Genomic DNA, 21,544 nt, shown 5'->3' with positions numbered 1-21,544 from the left:
CTCTCATTATCAATGTCCACACACTCGGCAGAATGTTGTCTGCGCAACTTCCATTGAAGGCACGCGTTCTCGATGAACGCGATTGTCGCAGCCGGACATTGACTAGAAAGACCAGCTTGCTTCGTAAGATCGGTCCGATAGCGAGGCGGTCAAGCTTCGCTAAAAGGATCATTTACAACTCGCGGCCAACCTCACGGCTGGAAGCGAGCGCCGAAATGATCCGGAGATAATGAAGGCTCGCGCAACGATATGCTGCACGACCCAACTCGGATCGATCTCCTCTTTACGATGTCAGAAAACACGCAGCTCACTGTCCATCCGGACTAGCAAGTGCGAAGTGATGTTTCGCGGACGATTTGGCTGCACGATGCGCCGATGATCAAACCATCTGGTGGAGCCAGACGGGATCGAACCGACGACCTCATGCTTGCAAAGCACGCGCTCTCCCAGCTGAGCTATGGCCCCGTAACCAGAAGACGAATGCTTACACTCGATGAAAGTGGTGGGCCTGGGAAGACTTGAACTTCCGACCTCACGCTTATCAAGCGCGCGCTCTAACCAACTGAGCTACAAGCCCCAACGCATATCCTCACAAGGACTAGGGTCTTGCTCGCGTGCGGCCGGCGGCAAGCGCCAACGCAATCGCACAGCGCAGCCCCGGCGCGTGTTCGTCCGCGAAGAAAGAGAAACGAAGACGGCGAAATCCCGCCAATGGAGCTCAACGATCTGGCGATCTGTTGGCCCCCGATGTTTCTAAAACGATCCGATAGTGAGCGTGAGCTCTCTGAAGGATCATCCTTAGAAAGGAGGTGATCCAGCCGCAGGTTCCCCTACGGCTACCTTGTTACGACTTCACCCCAGTCGCTGACCCTACCGTGGCCGGCTGCCTCCATTGCTGGTTAGCGCACCGTCTTCAGGTAAAGCCAACTCCCATGGTGTGACGGGCGGTGTGTACAAGGCCCGGGAACGTATTCACCGTGGCGTGCTGATCCACGATTACTAGCGATTCCAACTTCATGGGCTCGAGTTGCAGAGCCCAATCCGAACTGAGACGGCTTTTTGAGATTTGCTAGGACTTGCGTCTTCGCATCCCATTGTCACCGCCATTGTAGCACGTGTGTAGCCCAGCCCGTAAGGGCCATGAGGACTTGACGTCATCCCCACCTTCCTCGCGGCTTATCACCGGCAGTCTCCTTAGAGTGCTCAACTAAATGGTAGCAACTAAGGACGGGGGTTGCGCTCGTTGCGGGACTTAACCCAACATCTCACGACACGAGCTGACGACAGCCATGCAGCACCTGTGTTCCAGGCTCCGAAGAGAAGGTCACGTCTCTGCGACCGGTCCTGGACATGTCAAGGGCTGGTAAGGTTCTGCGCGTTGCGTCGAATTAAACCACATGCTCCACCGCTTGTGCGGGCCCCCGTCAATTCCTTTGAGTTTTAATCTTGCGACCGTACTCCCCAGGCGGAATGCTTAAAGCGTTAGCTGCGCCACTAGTGAGTAAACCCACTAACGGCTGGCATTCATCGTTTACGGCGTGGACTACCAGGGTATCTAATCCTGTTTGCTCCCCACGCTTTCGTGCCTCAGCGTCAGTACCGGGCCAGTGAGCCGCCTTCGCCACTGGTGTTCTTGCGAATATCTACGAATTTCACCTCTACACTCGCAGTTCCACTCACCTCTCCCGGACTCAAGATCTTCAGTATCAAAGGCAGTTCTGGAGTTGAGCTCCAGGATTTCACCCCTGACTTAAAGACCCGCCTACGCACCCTTTACGCCCAGTGATTCCGAGCAACGCTAGCCCCCTTCGTATTACCGCGGCTGCTGGCACGAAGTTAGCCGGGGCTTATTCTTGCGGTACCGTCATTATCTTCCCGCACAAAAGAGCTTTACAACCCTAGGGCCTTCATCACTCACGCGGCATGGCTGGATCAGGGTTGCCCCCATTGTCCAATATTCCCCACTGCTGCCTCCCGTAGGAGTTTGGGCCGTGTCTCAGTCCCAATGTGGCTGATCATCCTCTCAGACCAGCTACTGATCGTCGCCTTGGTGAGCCGTTACCTCACCAACTAGCTAATCAGACGCGGGCCGATCTTTCGGCGATAAATCTTTCCCCGTAAGGGCTTATCCGGTATTAGCACAAGTTTCCCTGTGTTGTTCCGAACCAAAAGGTACGTTCCCACGCGTTACTCACCCGTCTGCCGCTGATGTATTGCTACACCCGCTCGACTTGCATGTGTTAAGCCTGCCGCCAGCGTTCGCTCTGAGCCAGGATCAAACTCTCAAGTTGGACTTGAACTTTGAACCGGCTGATCACAACGTTTGACGAGGTCCCACCATACTCGCACAGCGATTCACATCGCTGACGAACTGACCTCCGAAGAGGTCATGGTGTTACCTTTGAAACGTGTACCGCCGAAGTCTTTCGTCCGGTCTCGATCAGAAAAGCCGAAGCTCTTCAGAAGCGAGACCCGCAAGGACTCCGCCGTCCACGTTTCTCTTTCTTCATCTTCACTTGTCAAACAGCCCGGGACCGGAGAGGTCCCAACCTTCCTGGGAGGAAGGGTTCCGACACCCTTACCGACGATGAATGACTCCAACCGATTTGCGTCGGCTGTTGTGTCACTCAACCAAGGTGAGGAGCATCAGTGGCGCGTTCGCTCGCCTTGGTCAGTGACCCGGCGGCGCCGCGCTCAGTGGTCGTGCTTATAGGCCCCTCCCCTCGGCGTTGTCAACGGGTATTGTCAACAAATCGTCGCACGGCCAAAGCCCGTGTGCACTGCGGAAAAAGTCCGGTGTTTTCCGAGGCTTACGCGACAGGGGCTTTGGCCTCCGACGACGCTCTCGGAGAAAATCAGGAAAAAAGTTTGGTCCGCGAGAGAAAAAAATTGGGTTCCGAAGGAGCCCCAGGGAGCCTCGCGACGGCAGCTCGGGCCCCGCACCGATCGGGAAACTTTTTCAGGATTTGGCGCCGTACTAGAGCCACAATCCCGCGGCGTTCTGGTATGACAGAAGCTTGAATCGCTGGACGCCAGTGGGGGCTGCCGGCGATTTTCACTGGTCCGGGGGAGGCGATCTGAAAGATGCAGCTGCCTTCCCAGGACATTCGAGAGACATCGAGAGACTTTCATCCGCTTCGCTGTTCGTGAACTCGGCCGGCCCGTCGAGGGCTTTCTGGCTGACGAGCGTCTTCAAGCGGCGCGCCCTGGTCCGAAGATCCCCCTTGAAGAGGGCGAGGACGGCAAGGCGCGGGAGCAGGCTTCGCGCATGTCGGTGACATTGGGGGACTTGGGTTGAACCATAGGGCGCCACGCGGGGGTTATGGGCGTGAGACCGGGATCATCGATCTCGGCCACGAGCCGCCGCTTTCCGTCGATGGTTCCGAAGCTGCCGTCATCGATCGCCGTCGCGTCTCCGTACAATGGTTCAGCGGCACGATTCTGACCGGGCTCTGCGGCGCAGCCTTGATCGGCGGCGCCGTTTTCGCTTCGCTCGACGGCGAGATGACCTTTGCCAAGGTGCCGGAGCGCGTCGAAGGCGTGCTGCGCGGTGCGTTTGGCGCCAATGATCGCGCCGCCACCCTGCACAAGAGCGACCGCCTGCCGCCGCCCGGTGAATCCACCGCCTCGCGCAGCGTGGTGCGCGTCTCGACGGTGGCCCGCGTCGGCAACCGCGACGTGATGCGGGTGCGGCCCTTCGTCCGCATCGCCGGTAACCTCTCGATGACGACGAGCGATCTGTCGGCCAAGATCCCGCCGTTCAACGCCCAGCGCCTTCTGACCGACGTCGGCTCCGATCCGAAGACCGCGTCCGACGATCCCAACAATCCCGAAGCCGTCGAGCCCGACGCCGAAGTCTCCTTCATCACCAAGGATCTGACGCCGGTGCTGCCGAAGGCGAAGATCGCCGCCGTCGTGGCGCTCGACGACATCCTGATGCGGGTACGCGATGCCGCCAACTGGCGCGGCAACGGCGGCGGCGTCCGATATGCTGCGCTCGCCAATGCCACCGCCGACGTCTCGGGCGCGACCGGCGCGCAGTCCGACATCAAGATGGCCTACGCCACCGAGGCCTCGCCGTCCGACCCCTATGCTGGCTTCGAGACGCGCGTGGTGCCGGAAAACGTCACGCTGCTGCCGAAGACCAAGGAACAGATCACCGGCGGCAATCCCAATGGCGAGCGCGTGCACATCGTCAGAAAGGGCGACTCGGTTGCCTCCGTGCTGCGCGACCTCGGCGCGACGCCCGAAGAGATCAAGGCGATTGCAGCCACGCTCGGGCCCCGCGGCCGCGACGGCGGCCTCAAGGAAGGCGAGAAGCTCCGCATCCTGATGGCGCCTGCAAGCCCCGGCGCCCGGCTCCAGCCATTCCGCGTCGTCGTCGCCACCGATACCATGGTCGAGGCGATCGCAGCGCTGTCCGATCTCGGCAAATACGTCGCGGTCGACGTTTCGAGCATGAATACCGTCGCCGACACGGCCGCAAATGCCAACAGCGACGACGATGACGATGACGACGGTACTGGCGTGCGGCTCTACCAGAGCATCTACGAGACCGCGATGCGCAACAAGGTGCCGATGCCGGTCATCGACGACATGATCAAGATCTACTCCTACGACGTCGACTTCCAGCGCAAGGTGCAGCCGGGCGACTCCTTCGACGTCTTCTACGCCGGCGAGGACGAGGGCGTGACGGCAACCGACAAGAGCGAGGTGCTGTTCGCCTCGCTCACGGTCGGCGGCGAGACCAAGAAATACTACCGCTTCCAGAGTCCCGATGACGGCGTCGTCGACTACTACGACGAGACCGGCAAGAGCGCGAAGAAGTTCCTGGTCCGCAAGCCCGTGAACAACGCCATCATGCGCTCCGGCTTCGGCGGCCGCCGCCATCCGATCCTGGGCTATGTGAAGATGCACACCGGCGTCGACTGGGCCACCGCCTACGGCACGCCGATCTTCGCCTCCGGCAACGGCGTCCTCGAAAAGGTCGGCCCAGAGGGCGGCTACGGCAAATACATCCGCATCAAGCATTCCAACGGCTACGAGACCGCCTACGGCCATATGTCAGCCTTCGCCAAGGGCATGGAGGTCGGCAAGAAGGTGCGGCAGGGCCAAGTGATCGGCTTCGTCGGCTCGACTGGCCAGTCGACCGGTCCGCACGTCCACTACGAAATCCTGGTCAACGGCCGCTTCGTCGATCCGCTGCGGGTCAAGCTGCCGCGCGGCCGCTCGCTCGAAGGGCCGATCATGGTGGGCTTCGAGAAGGAGCGCGACCGCATCGAGGCGATGATGAGCAACCGCTCAAGCGGCATCGCCCGCATCTCGGATGCAACCGGCGGCCCGCTCCAGGTCACCAACCGCTGAGCTTGGCAGCCGCGCGACGGCCGACCTGATGACGGCCGGCCCGGCCGCGCCGGACGCCGTAACCCCTACTAGTTATTCATCAATTTCGTTGGAACCGGCAGGAACCCCCTGGGTCTCGGCCCGGTTGTATAGGCAAGCGGGGCAGGGCTTATCGGAGGATATCATGGAGAATTGGACGAACGCGAAATTGTGCGACGTCGCAAACCTGATCCTCGGCGCATTCCTGTTTTTCTCGCCCTGGATATTTGGATTCGATGCCGGAGCGGCCTCTCAAAACGCGTACATCGCAGGCATTGTGATTGCGATCCTGGCCATCGCGGCGCTTGCAGCCTTCGCGGTGTGGGAAGAGTGGCTGAATCTGATCGTCGGCCTTTGGACGCTTATCGCGCCTTGGGTGCTCGGCTTCCACGGCAACAGGACAGCCATGACAGTCCACGTGGTGGTCGGCATCTTGGTCGCCGTCCTGGCCGCCGTCGAACTCTGGATCATGTCCCAGAACCCGCCGCGCCTTACCACAAGCCGCTAGTAGGCGATGCGCAATCCCGCCCGCCCGCGGGCGGGATTGCGCCCCAAGCGGCATTACGACAGCACCGACGCTCTCACAATGAGGAAGACGATCCCGATTGCCGTCAGGCCGAACGAGACGGCCATCAGCGGCAACAATACGTCGATCGCGGCGTGCATGCCGTGAAGCTTCGCGCCCCAGACACTGAAATCGCCAGCCTCCCAATCATGCAACGTGGGTTGCTCCTGCGGATACGGCTCATGGGGCAGCCGATGCCGTCTCCAGACCCGCGACAAGATCCAGGGAATCCCCACCGCAACCGCGAACAACAGGGTCACGAAGGCCAGCGAGAGACTGACATCGCTGTTGCGATCGAACAGCACCCAGGCCATCAGCGCGAACCAGGCGACAAGGCCGACGGCCACACCGTAAATCTTTGGATGAAGTTGATCGAAGATGGGTCGATTGTGGGAGACGAGATTCCTGTTCATGGCGATACCCTGTGCTGGTTGGGATTCGCCGGGCCTCAAGGCAAGTTTCGCCATTGCGACCAACAGGGATCGCGAGGCGTTTTGACTTGAGGATAGCGTGATTGCCGGGTGGGTTCCGGCACAGGATCGCGCCGTCCAACCGGCGAGTCCATTTGGGCAACTACCTTCGGTGGCGGCAGTTTCATTAACTATCCTCCAGCCGCAGAGGGCTGCCCCGAATCCGGTATGGCGGAACCAACCGGCGATCATGACGATTGATTCCAGGCGATCGAGCCAAGAGGAGGACAATTCATGGGGAGCCTCTCACGCGACGACGTCATCAAGGCCGTCAGCGGGGCTGACGACGTCACCATTGCCCAGATCATCGGAACCGGCGCAACCATCGAAGAGCTCGCCGAAGCCCAGGCCTGGCTCGCCAATGACGAGCCCATGATCAACGACCTGCGACCGCTGGCACATGGCCGCGTGCGCGAGCTGGTGGATATCCTGTCCGAGCTCGAAGAGGGCGGCGACGAGGATGACGCGGCCGATTCAGGCCCCGCCCCCGCGATCAGCTAAAGCAGACAAAAAATCACCCCGGAAAGGAGGCCTCTTCCGGGGTGCGTGTCGCTTGCGAGCGGTTCGCTCAGTTCAGCTTTCTCTTCGGCACCGGCGCTTCGAACTGGGCGATCTCGGCTGTCTGCTGCGCCTTGCCGTTGAAGGTCAGCACGTTGCCCTCGGTGGAGATCACGACGGTGTCGCCGTCCTTCACATCGCCAGCCAGGATCATCTCCGCGAGCGGATCCTGGAGATAGCGCTGGATCACCCGCTTCAGCGGCCGCGCGCCATAGGCCGGGTCCCAGCCCTTGGCAGCGAGCCAGTCGCGGCCTGCGCCATCCAGCGTCAGCGTGATCTTGCGATCGGTGAGCAGCTTCGTGAGCCGTGCGAACTGGATTTCGACGATCCGGCCCATCTCGCTCTTCTGGAGGCGGTGGAACAGGATGATCTCGTCGACGCGGTTCAGGAATTCAGGCCTGAAATGCACCCGCACCGTCGCCATCACCTGCTCCCGGACAGCTGAGGAATCCTCGCCTTCCGGTTGATTCACAAGAAATTCCGAACCGAGGTTCGAGGTCATGATGATCAGCGTGTTGCGGAAGTCGACGGTGCGGCCCTGACCGTCGGTCAGCCGGCCATCGTCGAGCACCTGCAACAGGACGTTGAAGACATCCGGATGCGCCTTCTCGATCTCGTCGAACAGCACGACCTGGTAAGGCCGGCGCCGCACCGCTTCAGTGAGCGCGCCGCCCTCGTCATAGCCGACATAGCCCGGAGGCGCGCCGATCAGCCGCGACACCGAGTGCTTCTCCATGTATTCGGACATGTCGAGGCGGACCATCGCGGTCTCGTCGTTGAACAGATACTCCGCGAGCGCCTTGGTCAGCTCGGTCTTGCCGACGCCGGTCGGGCCCAGGAACATGAACGAGCCGATTGGCCGGTTCGGATCCTGCAACCCCGCACGCGAGCGGCGCACCGCGGTCGCGACCGCATGCACGGCCTCAGCTTGGCCGACGACGCGCTTGCCGAGCGCCTCCTCCATCTTGAGGAGCTTTTCCTTCTCGCCTTCCAGCATCTTGTCGACGGGCACGCCGGTCCAGCGCGAGACCACCTGCGCGATGTGGTTGGCGGTGACCGCCTCCTCCATCATCTCACCTGAGCCTTCGCGCGCCTCGATATCGGCGAGCTTCTTCTCCAGCTCCGGGATCCGGCCATAGGCCAGCTCGCCCGCGCGCTGGAATTCGCCGCGCCGCTGCGCATTGGCAAGCTCGACACGCAGGGCATCGAGCTCGGCCTTGAGCTTCTGGGCGTTGGAGAGCTTGTTCTTCTCCGCGCTCCAGCGCTGCGTCAGCGTCGCCGATTTCTCCTCGAGATCGGCGAGCTCCTTCTCCAGCGCCTGGAGGCGGGTCTTGGAGCCGAGGTCGCTTTCCTTCTTCAGAGCTTCCTGCTCGATCTTGAGCCGGATGATCTCGCGATCCAGCGAATCCAGCTCCTCGGGCTTGGAATCGACCTGCATCTTCAACCGCGCGGCGGCCTCGTCCATGAGGTCGATCGCCTTGTCCGGCAGAAAACGGTCGGTGATGTAGCGGTTGGACAGCGTCGCCGCCGCCACCAACGCGGAATCGGCGATCCGCACGCCGTGGTGCTGCTCGTACTTGTCCTTGAGCCCGCGCAGGATCGAGATCGTATCCTCGACCGAGGGTTCGCTGACGAAGATCGGCTGGAAGCGCCGCGCCAGCGCCGCATCCTTCTCGACGTGCTTCTGGTACTCATCGAGCGTGGTCGCGCCGATGCAGTGCAGCTCGCCGCGGGCAAGCGCGGGCTTGAGCAGGTTCGATGCATCCATCGCGCCGTCGGCCTTGCCGGCGCCGATCAGCGTATGCATCTCGTCGATGAACAGGATGAAGGTGCCCTCGGTCGCGGTGACCTCCTGGAGCACGGCCTTCAGCCGCTCCTCGAACTCGCCGCGGTACTTCGCGCCGGCAATCAGCGCGCCGAGGTCGAGCGAGAGCAGCTTCTTGTCCTTGAGGCTTTCGGGCACGTCGCCGTTGACGATGCGCAGCGCAAGGCCCTCGACGATGGCGGTCTTGCCGACGCCGGGCTCGCCGATCAGCACGGGATTGTTCTTGGTGCGGCGGGAGAGCACCTGGATGGTGCGGCGGATCTCCTCGTCGCGGCCTATCACCGGATCGAGTTTGCCATCGCGCGCCGCTTGCGTGAGGTCGCGGGCGTACTTCTTCAGCGCGTCATAGGCATTCTCGGCGGTCGCGCTGTCAGCCGTACGACCCTTGCGCAGCGCCTCGATCGCCGCGTTGAGGTTCTGCGGGGTGACGCCGCCCTTGTTGAGGATCGTGCCGGCTTCGCTGCTCTTTTCGAGCGCGAGCCCGAGCAGCAGACGCTCGACCGTGACGAAGCTGTCGCCGGCCTTCTCGCCGGCCTTTTCGGCGGCGTCGAAGGTGCGGGCGAGCTCAGGCGCCAGATAGATCTGCCCGGCGCCGCCACCGGAAACCTTCGGCACCTTGTTCAGGGCATCCTCGGTCGCCTTCAGAATTGCGCGGGAATTGCCGCCGGCACGGTCGATCAGACCGGCGGCCAGGCCCTCATTGTCGTCAAGGAGGACTTTCAGGAGGTGGAGAGTCGAAAACTGCTGGTGCCCTTCGCGCATCGCGAGCGACTGCGCGGACTGGATGAAGCCCCTGGAGCGTTCGGTGTACTTTTCAATGTTCATCTTGTCTGTCCCTCGGCCTGCCCCTGGAGCCCTCTAAGGCACTCCAAGCGGCATCTTCATTGGGTTTCCGCTGGCCGCATTGACGTTCCTCAACCGGCAGCGGTGCTTGGCGGCCCGACACTGGCGCCGGCCTGACGCAGATGTGGGAACCAAGTCACGGGAACGGAAGAGGCTTCTTCACAAATTCGTGCGCGGCAAAGCTCGAGAGCTGAACGGCCCGCTTGGCGCCGGCAGGTCGAATCCCTTAACTAGCACCATGATTGCCAGCCCGATTGCCGAGATCACCGGCCTTTACCGCTACCCGGTCAAAGGCCTCACGCCCGAGCCCCTGCCCCGCGTCGCTCTGCGGGTCGGCCAGACCCTGCCGGCTGACCGCCGCTATGCCATCGAGAATGGCCCGAGCGGGTTCGATCCGCAGGCGCCGCAATGGATGCCCAAGTCCCAGTTCCTGATGCTGATGCGCAATGAGCGGCTGGCGGCCCTGCATAGCCGGTTCGAGGACGCGACCAACCTTCTGACGATCCGCAAGGACGGTCAGGTCGTCGCCAGCGGCGACCTGGAGACGGCCAGCGGGCGCGCTGCCATCGCGAGCTATTTCACCGGCAATTTCCAGAGCGAGCTGCGGGGTCCGCCAAAGGTGCTGTCGGGGCGCGACCACAGCTTCTCGGACGTCGCCCGCAAGGTCGTCTCCATCATCAATCTCGGCAGCGTGCGCGCCATCGAGGAGATGCTCGGTGGCGCCGCCGTTCATCCCCTGCGCTTCCGCGCCAATCTCTACCTCCAGGGATGGCCGGCGTGGCACGAGCTCGACCTCGTCGGCCAGACAATTGCGATCGGCGCGGCACGACTGAAAATCGTCAAGCGCATCGTCCGCTGCGCAGCCACCAATGTCGATCCGGAGACGGCGATGCGCGACCTCGAGATTCCGCCCACAATCATGCGCCACCTCGGCCACATGGATTGCGGCGTCTATGGCGAGGTGATCGCAGACGGCGAGATCGGCGTCGGCGACGCCGTTGCAGTGGAGGAACCGAAGCTGGTGTGAGCTCGCGCAGGGTGGGCAACGCGAAGCGTGCCCACCAACTCTTTTCGCAAGATGCGGACCGATGGTGGGGGACGGCGCTTCGCGCCTTTGCCCACCTTACGACGCCGTCAATTCGGCATCACATAGGCATAGATCCGTCCGCGCGAGACCGGCGCCTCGCGGACGCGATTGCCGTTGTTGCCGGAGATCATGATCGGATTGCCCTTGGCGTCGATGCCGGTGATGATGCCGACATGGCCGCCCCGGCTGCCGCGCGACATCACTGCGATGGCGCCGACCTGCGGACCGGAGACACGCGTTCCGTAGCGCGCGAACGAGCTCGCCATGTCGGAGCCAGTGCCCTGATGGCCGGTGTGCTGGAGCACCATGTTCATGAAGCGCGCGCACCACAAGCTGCCGCGCCCGGTCGGATTGCCGCCGAGATAGCGGCGCGCTTCGGAGACGAGACCCGAGTCGCCGCCCAAGCCGCCTGACATCGCCGTGCCGCCAGCATTGGCACTCGGCTCATAACTCGCCTGCGTGTTCACGAAGCCTTTCGCCTGCAACTGCGCGGCGCCGCGCTCGAAGCGCGAGTTGCGCGCGTGGCGATAGTGATGATGCCTGCCGGCATGGTGCGCGGCGTGATGCACGTAAGCGTGCCGCCCTGCGCTGTGACGATGAGACCGTGCCGATGCTGGAGAGATAGATGCGGCGAACGCCGCGGAGAAGAGAGCCAGCGCGATGACGTGACGCAGCCGGCCGTACGCAAACAACTCAAACATTCTTCATCCTTCGTTGACACCCCCAGATCCCGTCGGCCCGTGCGGTGGCCGACATCCGCGGGCTTATCAGAATCCTGATGTGGCGAGATCAAGACACGTCGGCAGTGATTTTGCGCGCCGGTTAACAGGTGTTAGAACCTTCATGCGTGAAATGCAGAACGGCATTCCAATGCCGCAACAGTGTCGGGAGGACTTCTATGCCTTACGCGACGTCGAAGGACGATTGCCGCCTCTACTTCGAGGAAGCAGGCCACGGCACACCGATCATCTTCCTGCACGAATTCGCGGCCGACTACTCCAATTGGGAGCCGCAGATGCGCTACTTCTCGCGCGGCCATCGCTGTATTTCCTATTCGGCGCGTGGCTATGCGCCGTCGGACGTGCCCGCGTCAGCCGACGTCTATACTTACAAGCACTTCTACACCGACGCGCTCGCGGTGCTCGACCATCTCGGCATCGACAAGGCTCATCTCGTCGGGCTTTCGATGGGCGCCTATTCGTCGCTTCAGATCGGATTGAGCGCGCCGCAACGCGCGCTGTCGATGACGCTGGCCGGCGTCGGCTCCGGCTCGGAGCTCGACAATCTCGAAGCCTGGCGCAAGCAGTGCCGCGCCAACGCCGAGCAGTTCGAAACGCTGGGCTCAGCGGAAGTTGCCAAAGTCACGCGCGAGGCGCCGAGCCGCATTCCCTTCCTGGTCAAAGACCCGCGCGGCCACGCCGATTTCTATGCCGCACTCGCGCGGCACGATTCCAGGGGCTCGGCCAACACCATGCGCGGCTTCCAGGGCGGCCGTCCCTCGATCTACACCATGACGGAGGCGATCAAACACGTGGCGACGCCGGCGCTGATCATCTGCGGCGACGAGGACGACCCATGCGTCGCGCCAAGCCTGTTCCTGAAGAGGCATTTACCGGCCGCGGGCCTCGCGATGTTTCCGAAGTCCGGCCACGTGCTCAATCTCGAGGAGCCCGCGCTGTTCAATGCGACGGTGGAGCGGTTCATCACGCTCGTGGAAGCCGGGCGATGGCCAGTGCGCGATCCGAGGTCGGTGCCTACGAGTTCATAGCCACCTCCTCCGTTGTCATGCCCCGCGAAAGCGGGGCATCCAGTACGCCGCAGCCTATCCGCATACGACTGCCGTCTCTGGAATACTGGATCGCCCGGTCAAGCCGGGCGATGACGGTTGAGCGTGCGACAAGCCCGTCCAACAACGTCGTCATTGCGAGCGCAGCGAAGCAATCCAGAATCCCTCCGCGGATAGACTCTGGATTGCTTCGTCGCTTCGCTCCTCGCAATGACGGTGGTTACTTCGCCTGTCCGCGGCTCAGCAGAAACACCCCCTGCTCGCCGAACAGATTCCACACCCACCACGGCAGCCGCAGGCGCAGCGGGCGGCCATAGAGATCGAGCGCCTCGGCGCGCTCCATTTTCACGCCGATCTCGTCACAGAGCTGGACGAAATCCTTGATGGTGCAGAAATGGATGTTGGCGGTGTCATACCAGGTTGCCGGCAGGTTCTCCGTACGCGGCATGTGGCCGCCGATCAGGAGTTGCAACCGCATCTTCCAGTAGCCGAAGTTGGGGAAAGATACGATCGCGCGGTGGCCGATGCGCAGCAGGTTTTCCAGCACCACCTTCGGCTGCCGCGTCGCCTGAAGCGTCTGCGACAGGATGACGTAGTCGAAGGCGTCGTCGGGATAGTTGATGAGGTCGGTGTCGGCGTCGCCCTGCACGACCGCGAGCCCCTTGGCGACGCAGCGGTTGACGCCTTCGCGCGACAGCTCGATGCCGCGGCCGTCGATGCCTCGGTTTTCCAGGAGCTGCAACAGATCGCCGTCACCACAGCCGACGTCGAGCACCTTCGAGCCGCGCCTGACCATTTCCGCGACCAGCAGATGATCGGAGCGGTAGTGACCTTCCTGTTCAGCCGCAAGACCCTCGAGCGGCAGCACTTCTTGCACAGACATCGCTAGCCACCCTCGCCGTTGAGGCCGCGCGCCTTCCCCGCGGATTGCAGGAAGGCGCGGGAGATATCGAAGAATTCGGGAACGTCGAGCAGGAAGGCGTCATGGCCGCGATCGGTCTCGATCTCGGCGAACGACACCCGCGCGCTCGACGCGTTCAGCGCGTGCACCAGCGCGCGCGATTCCGAGGTCGGGAACAGCCAGTCGCTGGTGAAGGACACCACGCAGAAGCGTGTCTTGACGCCGGCAAACGCCTTCGCCAGCACGCCGTCATGGTCGCCGGCGATGTCGAAATAGTCCATCGCCCGCGTCAGATAGAGATAGCTGTTGGCATCGAAACGCTCGACGAAGGACGAGCCCTGGTAGCGCAGATAGCTCTCGACCTGGAAGTCCGCATCGAACGAGAACGTCGGTAGTTCGCGGTCCTGCATGCGCCGGCCGAACTTGCGGTGCAGCGCTGCATCCGAGAGGTAGGTGATGTGCGCGGCCATCCGCGCCACCGCGAGCCCGCGATGCGGATGGATGCCGTGATCGGTGTAGCGGCCGTTGTGCCAGTCGGGATCGGCCATGACCGCCTGGCGGCCAAGCTCGTGGAAGGCGATGTTCTGCGCAGAGTGCCGCGTCGAGCAGGCGATCGCGAGCGCGGAGAACACGCGCTCAGGATAGGCCGCGGTCCATTGTAGCACCTGCATGCCGCCCATCGAGCCGCCGACCACGGCAAACAGCGTGTCGATGCCGAGGCGATCGATCAGCATCGCCTGCGCGCGCACCATGTCGGGGATCGTGATGATCGGGAAATCAAGGCCCCACACCTTGCCGGTCGCCGGATTGAGCGAGGCGGGCCCCGTCGAGCCCATGCAGCCGCCGATCACGTTGGCGCAGATGATGAAGTAGTGTTGAGGATCAAGGGGGCGGCCGGGACCGACCAAGGTCTCCCACCATCCGGGCTTGCCGGTGACAGGGTGCACGTTCGCGACATGCTGATCGCCGGTCAGCGCATGGCAGATCAGAATCGCGTTGGAGCGGTCCGCATTGAGCTCGCCATAGGTCTGGTAGGCGATCTGGAACGGGCTGAGGTCGATGCCGCAATCGAGCGGCAACGGCTGCTCGGCACCGAAATACGCAACCTGCGAACTCGGATGATCCGCCTCGTGCGAGCGCTCTTCGGCGATCGCGGGGCTCGGTACTGACGTGACGCCAACCATCTGACCATCGACCTCGTTTGCGATCAGCCCTTGCGAGCCGCCGCTGACATCAGGCCATGAAAAACCCGGCCTGAACGATAGGTTCGGCCGGGATCGGATGCGTCCCCGGCCTGTTTAGCGAGTTTTTTAACGTGGCTGCAAGCCGGCCGGCTCAAATGACCACGGAACACGCAAAAACTAGTTGCTGGCGCGGTTTTCGTCAAGCCGAGGTACCGATTAACCAAAGGGAGCCTCGCGAAGTCAGGCGAAATGACCGTCAATTCTCTTTGCTTTCGGCGCCCATCCTGCCTAATCAAGAGCCATAGCGCCTGCGGATCCGACTCAGCCGATCCGCCTTTCATGAGCCCCTGACAGACCGACAGCTATGTCCCAGCGTCCGCCCGCGCCACCAACGCTCCAGGAATTACGCAAGGAGATCGATGCGATCGACGAGCAGGTGCATCGCCTGCTGATGCAGCGCGGCGACATCATCGATCGCCTGATTCAGGCCAAGCAGACGCAGGAGGTCGGCTCGGCGTTCCGGCCCGCGCGCGAGGCCGATATGATGAAGCGCCTCGTCGAGCGTCATCGCGGCATCCTGCCGCTCGACACGGTCGAGAGTATCTGGCGCGTCATCATCGCGACATTCACCTACGTGCAGGCGCCGTTCTCGGTGCACGCCGACATCTCCGTCAGCGAGCCCGCGATGCGCGATTCCGTGCGCTTCCATTTCGGCTTCACCGTCCCCTACGTCGCGCATTTCAGCGCGCAGGCGGCTGTCGAAGCCGTCGCGAGGTCCAAGGGCGATCTGGCGCTGGTCTCGGCGACCTCGAGCCGCACGCCGTGGTGGCTGTTGCTCGAGGAGACGGACGCGCCGAAAATCATTGCCCGATTGCCCTTCGTCGAGCGTGCCGATCATCCGGCCGCGCTTCCCGTCTTCGTGGTCTCGCGCGTCGCCGATAGCGCCATGGTGACTGAGGTCGAGACCTTCAGCGTGCGCGTCTCCGGCTGGAACGCCGAGATCGCCCGCGCGCTGTCTCCGCTCGCCGAAATCGTGGCGGTGCCCGATACCGCCTTCGACGGCGCGGCGCTGCTGATCTCGGTGACGTCTGCGATCAGCCTCGACAAGATCAAGGCAGCCCTGATCGATGCGGGGGCCTCGGTCCGCTCGACGGCTCTCGTCGGCAGCCACGCAACGCGCTATACGGTGCCCCCGACCGGGACGAGATCTTAGGATTTCGAGCCGTCCCGCCAATCCGGAGTCCAAGATGTCCCGCCCCGTGCCGAATCCCGGCATTCTCGATATTGCGCCCTACACGCCCGGCAAGAGCCCGGTGCCGGAGCCGGGCCGCAAGGTGTTCAAGCTGTCGGCGAACGAGACGCCGTTCGGGCCCTCGCCCAAGGCGATCGAGGCCTTCACGCACGTGGCAACACATCTGGAGGACTATCCGGAAGGCACCTCGCGCGTGCTGCGCGAAGCGATCGGCCGCACGTTTGGCCTCGATCCCGACCGCATCATCTGCGGCGCCGGCTCGGACGAGATCCTCAATCTGCTCGCACACACCTATCTCAGCCAGGGTGATGAGGCGATTTCCACCGCCCACGGCTTCCTGGTGTACCCGATCGCGACCATGGCGAACGGTGCCAGGAACATCGTGGCCGCGGAGGCGAACTTCACCGCGGACGTCGATGCCATCCTGAAGGCGGTGACGCCGCGTACCAAGCTTGTCTGGCTCGCCAACCCCAACAACCCGACCGGCACCTATCTGCCGTTCGACGAGGTCAAGCGCCTGCGCGCCGGCCTGCCGTCGCACGTGCTGCTCGTGCTCGACGCCGCCTATTGCGACTACGTGTCGCGCAACGACTACGAAATGGGGATCGAACTGGTCGCGACCACCGAGAACACGGTCGTGACCCACACTTTCTCCAAGATTCATGGCCTCGCCGCGCTGCGCGTCGGCTGGATGTTCGGTCCTGCGCACATCATCGATGCGGTCAACCGCATCCGCGGCCCGTTCAACGTCTCGACGCCGGCGATGTATGCCGCGGTCGCCGCGATCGAGGACACCGCGCATCAGCAGATGTCGAAGCAGTTCACCGAGACCTGGCGCAACTGGCTGACCGACGAGATCGGCAAGCTCGGGCTGAAAGTGACGCCGAGCGTTGCGAATTTCGTGCTGATCCATTTCCCGACCGATAAGGGCAAGACCTCTGATGAGGCGGATGCCTTCCTCACCAAGCGGGGACTGGTGCTGCGCGCGCTGAAGAACTACGGCCTGCCCCATGCACTGCGCATGACCATCGGCACCGAGGAAGCCAATCGCCTCGTCGTCGAAGGCCTGCGCGACTTCATGGGGCGCAAATGAGCGTCGCCCCGCACTTCCAACGCGTTGCCCTGATCGGCTTCGGCCTGATCGGCGGCTCGATCGCGCGTGCCGCGAAGCTTCAGGGCCTCGCCAACGAAATCGTCACCACCGCGCGCTCCGAAAAGACGCGGGCGCGCGTCGCCGAGCTCGGCATCGTCGATCACGTGGTCGCGAGCAATATCGAGGCCGTCAGGGATGCCGATCTCGTCATCCTCTGCATACCCGTGGGCGCCTGCGGCCCCGTGGCGCAGGAGATATCAGCCCATCTGAAGCCCGGCGCAATCATCTCCGACGTCGGCTCGGTGAAGGGCGCGATCGTCAGGGACATGGCGCCGCATCTGCCGCAGGGCATTCACTTTGTGCCCGCGCATCCGGTAGCGGGCACCGAGCATTCGGGCCCGGATTCCGGCTTCGCCGAGCTGTTCATCAATCGCTGGTGCATCCTCACGCCACCGGAAGGCACCGATACCGCCGCCGTCGATCGCTTGCGCGCGTTCTGGGCCGCGCTCGGCGCCAAGGTCGAGATCATGACGCCGGATCATCATGATCTCGTGCTCGCGATCACCAGCCATCTGCCGCATCTGATCGCCTACACCATCGTCGGCACGGCCGACGAGCTGCAACAGGTGACGGAATCCGAGGTGATCAAGTTCTCCGCCGGCGGCTTTCGCGATTTCACCCGCATCGCGGCGTCCGATCCGACGATGTGGCGCGACGTGTTCCTCGCCAACAAGGAGGCCGTGCTCGAGATGCTCGGCACCTTCAACGAGGATCTCGCCAAGCTCACCCGCGCGATCCGCCGCGGCGACGGTGAAGCCCTGTTCGACCACTTCACCCGCACTCGCGCCATCCGCCGCGGCATCGTCGAGATCGGCCAGGATTCGGCAGCGCCGGACTTCGGCCGGCCGCATCCGCCGCTGACGAAGCAGTAGCTTCGTCGGCCGCGGCGTCACCCATCATCCTGAGGAGCCCGGAACGCGCGTCTCGAAGGATGAAGGCCCCGCTGGTGGCCTCGCCCTTCGAGACGCCGCGCAAGCGCGGCTCCTCAGGGTGAGGTTCAAAGTCGTCGCCGGCGGCTCTCAGATGACTAATACAGCGGCGGGAGCTGCGCGACCTTCAGCGTGCCGAGCATCACGGCACCATCGACGAAGCGCAGCGGGAAGCTGCGCGCCTTCTTGCCTTCCAGCGTGCTTTCGGTGCCGAGCGCATTGATGCCGGCGGCGACGCCGGCATTGGCGTTCTGCTTCACCACCTTGCCGAGGCCCGGGATGGCGCGGTCGAGCGCGCCGAAGAGGTTGTTGAGGTCCTGCGATTTCACCCCCGGCGCGACGCGGTCCAGCGTTGCTTGCGGCACGCCCTCTTCCAGCATCTTGTCGATACCGAGCGCGGGGATCACGCGCTCGAGGCCCGTCACCGTCATCTGCAATTCGCCGTCGAGGCGGCCGTTCGCCGAGATCCCGAGCGTGCCGGCGGCGACCGCGATCATCTCGCCCTGCTGAATGCGTGACTGCACGATCTCGATATGGCCGCCGGCAGCCTGGAGCTCACGGAAACGCTGCGGCCACGGCTTGGGCGTCAGATCCTTCAGCCCCGTGATCTTCGAGCGCACATCCGCCTCGAACGGCTCGGCGAGCAGCGGATGCACGCCCTGGATGCTGCCTTGCGCGATCTGGAGCACGGTTTCGATGACGGGATTGTCGCGCGAGGACCCTTCCGCGAGGCGTCCGTGCAGCTCGACCAGCTTGGCCTTCGCAACCGGCACCTGCACCGAGCCGTCGACGCGATTGATGGTGGGATCGTCGAACACGATCGAGGCGTGATCCGGCACGGCCGGCAGGCCGACCACGCTGCTGCGACCCTTGCTCCAGTTCACCACGAAGGAGGTCTGCGTGACGCCGTCGGTCAGCGTCGCCGGCGCGGTGAATTCGGCGATCACGAGCTTGGGATCATAGACCTGGGCGACGACAAGGATGTTGTCGAGCTTGGCCGTGAACGGCGTCTTGTTTGCGGTTTGCGAGACCAGCGACACGCTGGCACCCGAGCACCGTGCCTCGAAGCGGAACGGAAAACCGGCGATCGAGCGCCTGGCGCAATCATAGATGCGGCCCGACTTTGCCTCCTGGGCGCGCCAGGCGTCGGCGGCCACTTCGGCCTGGGAAGCAGCATAGAACCAGAAGCCGCTCCAGGCGACGGCGAGAATCAAGAGGAGGACGGGCGCTATGAAAAGGCCCCAGCGGGAGCGCCGCTTAACGGCAATGGTCATATGGGACATGCGGCGACCCTTTGACCCCAGATGATGGCAAATGTAAGCGAGGTTGGCTTGCGACGAAAGGTGGAGAATTCGCTTCGCCTGGGCGGCGGGCTCTGGTAGCGATGCCAAACATGTCCGAGATCATCCTCCCCTCCGTCACGACGACCACCGGCGACCTCTGGGTGTTCGGCTATGGCTCGCTGATGTGGCGGCCGGGCTTCGAATTCGAGGAGCGCGTGCCGGCACGCCTGGTCGGCGAGCATCGTGCTCTATGCGTCTATTCCTTCGTCCATCGCGGCACGCCGGAGAAGCCGGGCCTCGTGCTCGGGCTCGACCGCGGCGGCGCCTGCCGCGGCATCGCCTTCCGCGTCGCTGCGAAGAGCCGTGCCGAGGTCGTCGCCTATTTGCGCGAGCGCGAGCAGGTCACCTCGGTCTATCGCGAGGTGATGCGTTCGGTTTGGCTGGAGAACGACGCGCGGCAACGTGTCAGCGCGCTCGCCTACGTCGTCGATCGCGGCCACGTGCAATATGCGGGACGCCTGTCGCTTGCCGAGCAGCACCGCCATGTGTTGCAAGGCCACGGCCAGTCCGGCGCCAACCGCGACTACGTCACCGCGACGGTGAAGGCGATCGAGGCCGAAGGTTTTCGCGATACGCAGCTGCATCAGCTTGCGGCTCTCCTGCACAACGATGCGCATTCCCTGCATGATCCGGCTCCGACCAGCGAGCGCGACGCGCTTTAGTTTATCGTGTGCGCATGATCTCCGCGCAAACGCGTTCCGCGTTTGTCGCGAGGGAAAACCGCCTCACACTTTGCGCTAACGCGGCCCTTCGGGTCCGGATCATGCTCTAGCTGCCCGAGGCCACGTAGCTCGGCGCGCTGCCGATGAGCTGCTCCTGCTCCTTCCGTCCGGCCTCGACGATGCGCCCCGTGGCCTCCTCGATCGCGCTGCGCACCCGCGCGATGTATTCGTCCTTCGCCAGGCCCGGCGGCAGCGGATCCAGGAATTCCACCACCAGCGTGCCGGGATAGCGCATGAATGTGCGGCGCGGCCAGAACAGGCCGGAGTTGAGCGCGATCGGCAGGCACGGCACGCCGCAGGCCGAATAGATCTGGGCAAAGCCGGTCTTGTAGTCCGGCGGCGCGCCCGGCGCGCGGCGGGTGCCCTCCGGAAAGATCACGAGCTGGCGGCCGGAGCGCACTGCATCGCGCGCGCGCCGCGTCATGTCCAGGAGCGCCTTGACGCCGGCGCTGCGATCGATCGCGATCATGCCGGTCTTGCCGAGGAACTGACCGAACACCGGAATGTGCATGAGCTGGCGCTTCAGGATGAAGATCGGCCGGTCGAAGAAGCGCAGCAGCGCGAACGTCTCCCAGAACGACTGGTGCTTTGACGCGATCACCAGCGGCCCCGTCGGAATCTTCTCCACGCCTCTGAATTCCACCTTGATGTTGCAGATCACCCGCATCAGGAACAACGTCGAGTCCGCCCACCATCCGGCGACCGTCAGCATGGCGCGGGGCGACATCAGGAAGGTCGGCAGCGCGATGATCGCCCAGAACACCAGGACGGCGTAGAACAGCACGTTGAAAACGAGCGAACGCAGGAAGAGCAACGACATCAACGATCCTAATTGGCCTGTGCGGTGGCGGGCCGTTTCGGCTGCACGCCAGAAGGCTGCTCCGACACTTCCGGCGAAAGGTCAATCCCGAAATCCTCGAGCCGCACGCGCAGCTCGGCGGCAACATATTTGACATATTCCGACAACAAGAGGCGCAGCGTCGAGGAGGAGGTCCACCATGGCTCCTCGCGCCATTTGTCGCCGACCACCGCGAACGGGATCAGCGCGATCTCCGGCATCGCGTGCGAGAATTCCACCAGCGTGCGCGGCATGTGATAGTTCGAGGTCACCACGATCAGCGACGTGAATCCGCGCTCACGCGCCCAGCGCCGCGTCTCCGCCGCGTTGCCGCGGGTCGAAACCGCGGAGCGGTCGAGATCGACACAGCAGCGCATGTAGGACTGGTTCTCCGGCAGCGTCCGCGAGATATCGCTGACCGTGGAGGTTGGGTGCACGCCCGAGATCAGGAGCCGCCTGCCGTAGCCCGCCGCGAGCAGCTCCATCGCATCCGACACCCGCGACGATCCGCCGGTCAGGACCACGATGCCGTCCGCCTTGCGGTCCGGCGCGAGCTCGGCGCCGCGCATCTGGGACAGGAACGCGATGAAACCCGCCGCCGCGCCGACGAAGGCAAACGCGAGCGTCGACACGACGACGGCACGCAGCCAGCCGTGCGGCAACTTCGGCGATCGATCGTCGGTCGGCGAGGTCATACGATGCGGTG

The 21,544-nt window shown here is 63.5% G+C and carries 17 protein-coding genes, 2 tRNA genes, 1 rRNA gene and 1 riboswitch; of the genes, 9 read left to right on the top strand and 11 right to left on the bottom strand.

Features of this window, described 5'->3' with window-relative positions; genetic code table 11:
* Positions 1–389 precede the first annotated feature (389 nt).
* The 3 genes from QA640_RS07440 to QA640_RS07430 form a co-directional block, all read right to left on the bottom strand.
* Positions 390–465, bottom strand: a tRNA-Ala gene (locus QA640_RS07440).
* A gap of 35 nt (positions 466–500) precedes the next feature.
* Positions 501–577, bottom strand: a tRNA-Ile gene (locus tag QA640_RS07435).
* Between the two features lie 225 nt (positions 578–802).
* Positions 803–2,291: ribosomal RNA gene (locus QA640_RS07430) — 16S ribosomal RNA — on the bottom strand.
* A gap of 1,003 nt (positions 2,292–3,294) precedes the next feature.
* On the opposite strand from QA640_RS07430, the gene QA640_RS07425 reads away from it, so the two are divergent.
* Both QA640_RS07425 and QA640_RS07420 read left to right on the top strand, forming a co-directional pair.
* Entirely contained in the window at positions 3,295–5,364 is a 2,070-nt protein-coding gene (locus QA640_RS07425; protein WP_283040066.1) for a M23 family metallopeptidase, read from the top strand.
* A gap of 163 nt (positions 5,365–5,527) precedes the next feature.
* A complete protein-coding gene (locus QA640_RS07420; RefSeq protein ID WP_283040065.1) occupies positions 5,528–5,890 on the top strand; it encodes an SPW repeat protein in 363 nt (120 codons plus the stop codon).
* A 53-nt stretch (positions 5,891–5,943) separates the two neighbouring features.
* Here QA640_RS07420 and QA640_RS07415 read toward each other — a convergent pair whose 3' ends face one another.
* Complete coding sequence (locus tag QA640_RS07415) at positions 5,944–6,609, bottom strand: hypothetical protein (protein ID WP_283040064.1); 666 nt, start codon at positions 6,607–6,609, stop codon at positions 5,944–5,946.
* Between the two features lie 42 nt (positions 6,610–6,651).
* Here QA640_RS07415 and QA640_RS07410 point away from each other — a divergent pair, with 42 nt between their 5' ends.
* Positions 6,652–6,918, top strand: a complete 267-nt coding sequence (locus QA640_RS07410) for a hypothetical protein (protein ID WP_283040063.1) — start codon at positions 6,652–6,654, stop codon at positions 6,916–6,918.
* A gap of 67 nt (positions 6,919–6,985) precedes the next feature.
* On the opposite strand, the gene clpB is transcribed toward QA640_RS07410, so the two are convergent.
* On the bottom strand, positions 6,986–9,625 hold the full coding sequence (gene clpB, locus QA640_RS07405) for an ATP-dependent chaperone ClpB (RefSeq protein WP_283040062.1): 2,640 nt from the start codon (positions 9,623–9,625) through the stop codon (positions 6,986–6,988).
* A gap of 256 nt (positions 9,626–9,881) precedes the next feature.
* On the opposite strand from clpB, the gene QA640_RS07400 reads away from it, so the two are divergent.
* Positions 9,882–10,670 carry an MOSC domain-containing protein gene (locus QA640_RS07400; protein ID WP_283040061.1) on the top strand — a complete coding sequence of 263 codons (789 nt, stop codon included), beginning with the start codon at positions 9,882–9,884 and terminating at the stop codon, positions 10,668–10,670.
* A 107-nt stretch (positions 10,671–10,777) separates the two neighbouring features.
* Here the strand turns inward: QA640_RS07400 and QA640_RS07395 are convergent, their stop codons facing one another.
* Complete coding sequence (locus tag QA640_RS07395; protein WP_283040060.1) at positions 10,778–11,431, bottom strand: TIGR02594 family protein; 654 nt, start codon at positions 11,429–11,431, stop codon at positions 10,778–10,780.
* Between the two features lie 197 nt (positions 11,432–11,628).
* On the opposite strand from QA640_RS07395, the gene QA640_RS07390 reads away from it, so the two are divergent.
* Positions 11,629–12,498 (top strand): alpha/beta hydrolase, encoded by an 870-nt coding sequence (locus QA640_RS07390; RefSeq protein ID WP_283040059.1) that lies wholly within the window; start codon positions 11,629–11,631, stop codon positions 12,496–12,498.
* A 238-nt stretch (positions 12,499–12,736) separates the two neighbouring features.
* Here QA640_RS07390 and metW read toward each other — a convergent pair whose 3' ends face one another.
* Together metW and QA640_RS07380 are read right to left on the bottom strand one after the other, a co-directional pair.
* Entirely contained in the window at positions 12,737–13,399 is a 663-nt protein-coding gene (gene metW, locus QA640_RS07385) for a methionine biosynthesis protein MetW (RefSeq protein WP_283040058.1), read from the bottom strand.
* 2 nt (positions 13,400–13,401) lie between these two features.
* Positions 13,402–14,601, bottom strand: a complete 1,200-nt coding sequence (locus tag QA640_RS07380) for a homoserine O-acetyltransferase (RefSeq protein WP_283040057.1) — start codon at positions 14,599–14,601, stop codon at positions 13,402–13,404.
* A gap of 93 nt (positions 14,602–14,694) precedes the next feature.
* A riboswitch (SAM riboswitch) is annotated at positions 14,695–14,774 on the bottom strand.
* Positions 14,775–14,965: 191 nt separating this feature from the next.
* Between QA640_RS07380 and QA640_RS07375 the strand changes: the two genes are divergently transcribed.
* Genes QA640_RS07375 through QA640_RS07365 form a run of 3 tightly spaced genes read left to right on the top strand, consistent with a single transcriptional unit; the run spans position 14,966 to position 17,878 of the window.
* Positions 14,966–15,814, top strand: a complete 849-nt coding sequence (locus QA640_RS07375) for a chorismate mutase (protein ID WP_283040056.1) — start codon at positions 14,966–14,968, stop codon at positions 15,812–15,814.
* 34 nt (positions 15,815–15,848) lie between these two features.
* Positions 15,849–16,946 carry a histidinol-phosphate transaminase gene (gene hisC / locus QA640_RS07370; protein WP_283040055.1) on the top strand — a complete coding sequence of 366 codons (1,098 nt, stop codon included), beginning with the start codon at positions 15,849–15,851 and terminating at the stop codon, positions 16,944–16,946.
* Positions 16,943–17,878 carry a prephenate/arogenate dehydrogenase family protein gene (locus QA640_RS07365; protein ID WP_283040054.1) on the top strand — a complete coding sequence of 312 codons (936 nt, stop codon included), beginning with the start codon at positions 16,943–16,945 and terminating at the stop codon, positions 17,876–17,878. Before hisC ends, QA640_RS07365 begins: the two co-directional genes overlap by 4 nt.
* Before the next feature lie 155 nt (positions 17,879–18,033).
* Here the strand turns inward: QA640_RS07365 and QA640_RS07360 are convergent, their stop codons facing one another.
* On the bottom strand, positions 18,034–19,218 hold the full coding sequence (locus tag QA640_RS07360; RefSeq protein ID WP_283040053.1) for a DUF2125 domain-containing protein: 1,185 nt from the start codon (positions 19,216–19,218) through the stop codon (positions 18,034–18,036).
* 110 nt (positions 19,219–19,328) lie between these two features.
* Between QA640_RS07360 and QA640_RS07355 the strand changes: the two genes are divergently transcribed.
* On the top strand, positions 19,329–19,940 hold the full coding sequence (locus QA640_RS07355; RefSeq protein ID WP_283040052.1) for a gamma-glutamylcyclotransferase: 612 nt from the start codon (positions 19,329–19,331) through the stop codon (positions 19,938–19,940).
* A 106-nt stretch (positions 19,941–20,046) separates the two neighbouring features.
* Here the strand turns inward: QA640_RS07355 and QA640_RS07350 are convergent, their stop codons facing one another.
* A complete protein-coding gene (locus tag QA640_RS07350; RefSeq protein ID WP_283040051.1) occupies positions 20,047–20,820 on the bottom strand; it encodes a lysophospholipid acyltransferase family protein in 774 nt (257 codons plus the stop codon).
* Between the two features lie 8 nt (positions 20,821–20,828).
* Entirely contained in the window at positions 20,829–21,533 is a 705-nt protein-coding gene (locus QA640_RS07345) for a YdcF family protein (RefSeq protein WP_283040050.1), read from the bottom strand.
* Positions 21,534–21,544: the final 11 nt, after the last annotated feature.

This window comes from Bradyrhizobium sp. CB82, assembly GCF_029714405.1.
Lineage (GTDB): Bacteria > Pseudomonadota > Alphaproteobacteria > Rhizobiales > Xanthobacteraceae > Bradyrhizobium.
Note: the sequence above shows the minus strand (reverse complement) of the source record. Positions and strands in the feature narration are given on the sequence as shown.

Excerpts from the sequence above, each read along its gene's own strand:
- QA640_RS07400 (WP_283040061.1), top strand. The coding sequence starts at position 9,882 with ATGATTGCCAGCCCGATTGCCGAGATCACCGGCCTTTACCGCTACCCG.
- QA640_RS07355 (WP_283040052.1), top strand. The coding sequence starts at position 19,329 with ATGTCCGAGATCATCCTCCCCTCCGTCACGACGACCACCGGCGACCTC.
- QA640_RS07350 (WP_283040051.1), bottom strand. The coding sequence starts at position 20,820 with ATGTCGTTGCTCTTCCTGCGTTCGCTCGTTTTCAACGTGCTGTTCTAC.
- metW (WP_283040058.1), bottom strand. The coding sequence starts at position 13,399 with ATGTCTGTGCAAGAAGTGCTGCCGCTCGAGGGTCTTGCGGCTGAACAG.
- clpB (WP_283040062.1), bottom strand. The coding sequence starts at position 9,625 with ATGAACATTGAAAAGTACACCGAACGCTCCAGGGGCTTCATCCAGTCC.
- QA640_RS07415 (WP_283040064.1), bottom strand. The coding sequence starts at position 6,609 with ATGATCGCCGGTTGGTTCCGCCATACCGGATTCGGGGCAGCCCTCTGC.
- QA640_RS07380 (WP_283040057.1), bottom strand. The coding sequence starts at position 14,601 with ATGGTTGGCGTCACGTCAGTACCGAGCCCCGCGATCGCCGAAGAGCGC.
- QA640_RS07395 (WP_283040060.1), bottom strand. The coding sequence starts at position 11,431 with ATGTTTGAGTTGTTTGCGTACGGCCGGCTGCGTCACGTCATCGCGCTG.
- QA640_RS07390 (WP_283040059.1), top strand. The coding sequence starts at position 11,629 with ATGCCTTACGCGACGTCGAAGGACGATTGCCGCCTCTACTTCGAGGAA.
- QA640_RS07365 (WP_283040054.1), top strand. The coding sequence starts at position 16,943 with ATGAGCGTCGCCCCGCACTTCCAACGCGTTGCCCTGATCGGCTTCGGC.
- QA640_RS07360 (WP_283040053.1), bottom strand. The coding sequence starts at position 19,218 with ATGTCCCATATGACCATTGCCGTTAAGCGGCGCTCCCGCTGGGGCCTT.
- hisC (WP_283040055.1), top strand. The coding sequence starts at position 15,849 with ATGTCCCGCCCCGTGCCGAATCCCGGCATTCTCGATATTGCGCCCTAC.
- QA640_RS07410 (WP_283040063.1), top strand. The coding sequence starts at position 6,652 with ATGGGGAGCCTCTCACGCGACGACGTCATCAAGGCCGTCAGCGGGGCT.
- QA640_RS07420 (WP_283040065.1), top strand. The coding sequence starts at position 5,528 with ATGGAGAATTGGACGAACGCGAAATTGTGCGACGTCGCAAACCTGATC.
- QA640_RS07345 (WP_283040050.1), bottom strand. The coding sequence starts at position 21,533 with ATGACCTCGCCGACCGACGATCGATCGCCGAAGTTGCCGCACGGCTGG.
- QA640_RS07375 (WP_283040056.1), top strand. The coding sequence starts at position 14,966 with ATGTCCCAGCGTCCGCCCGCGCCACCAACGCTCCAGGAATTACGCAAG.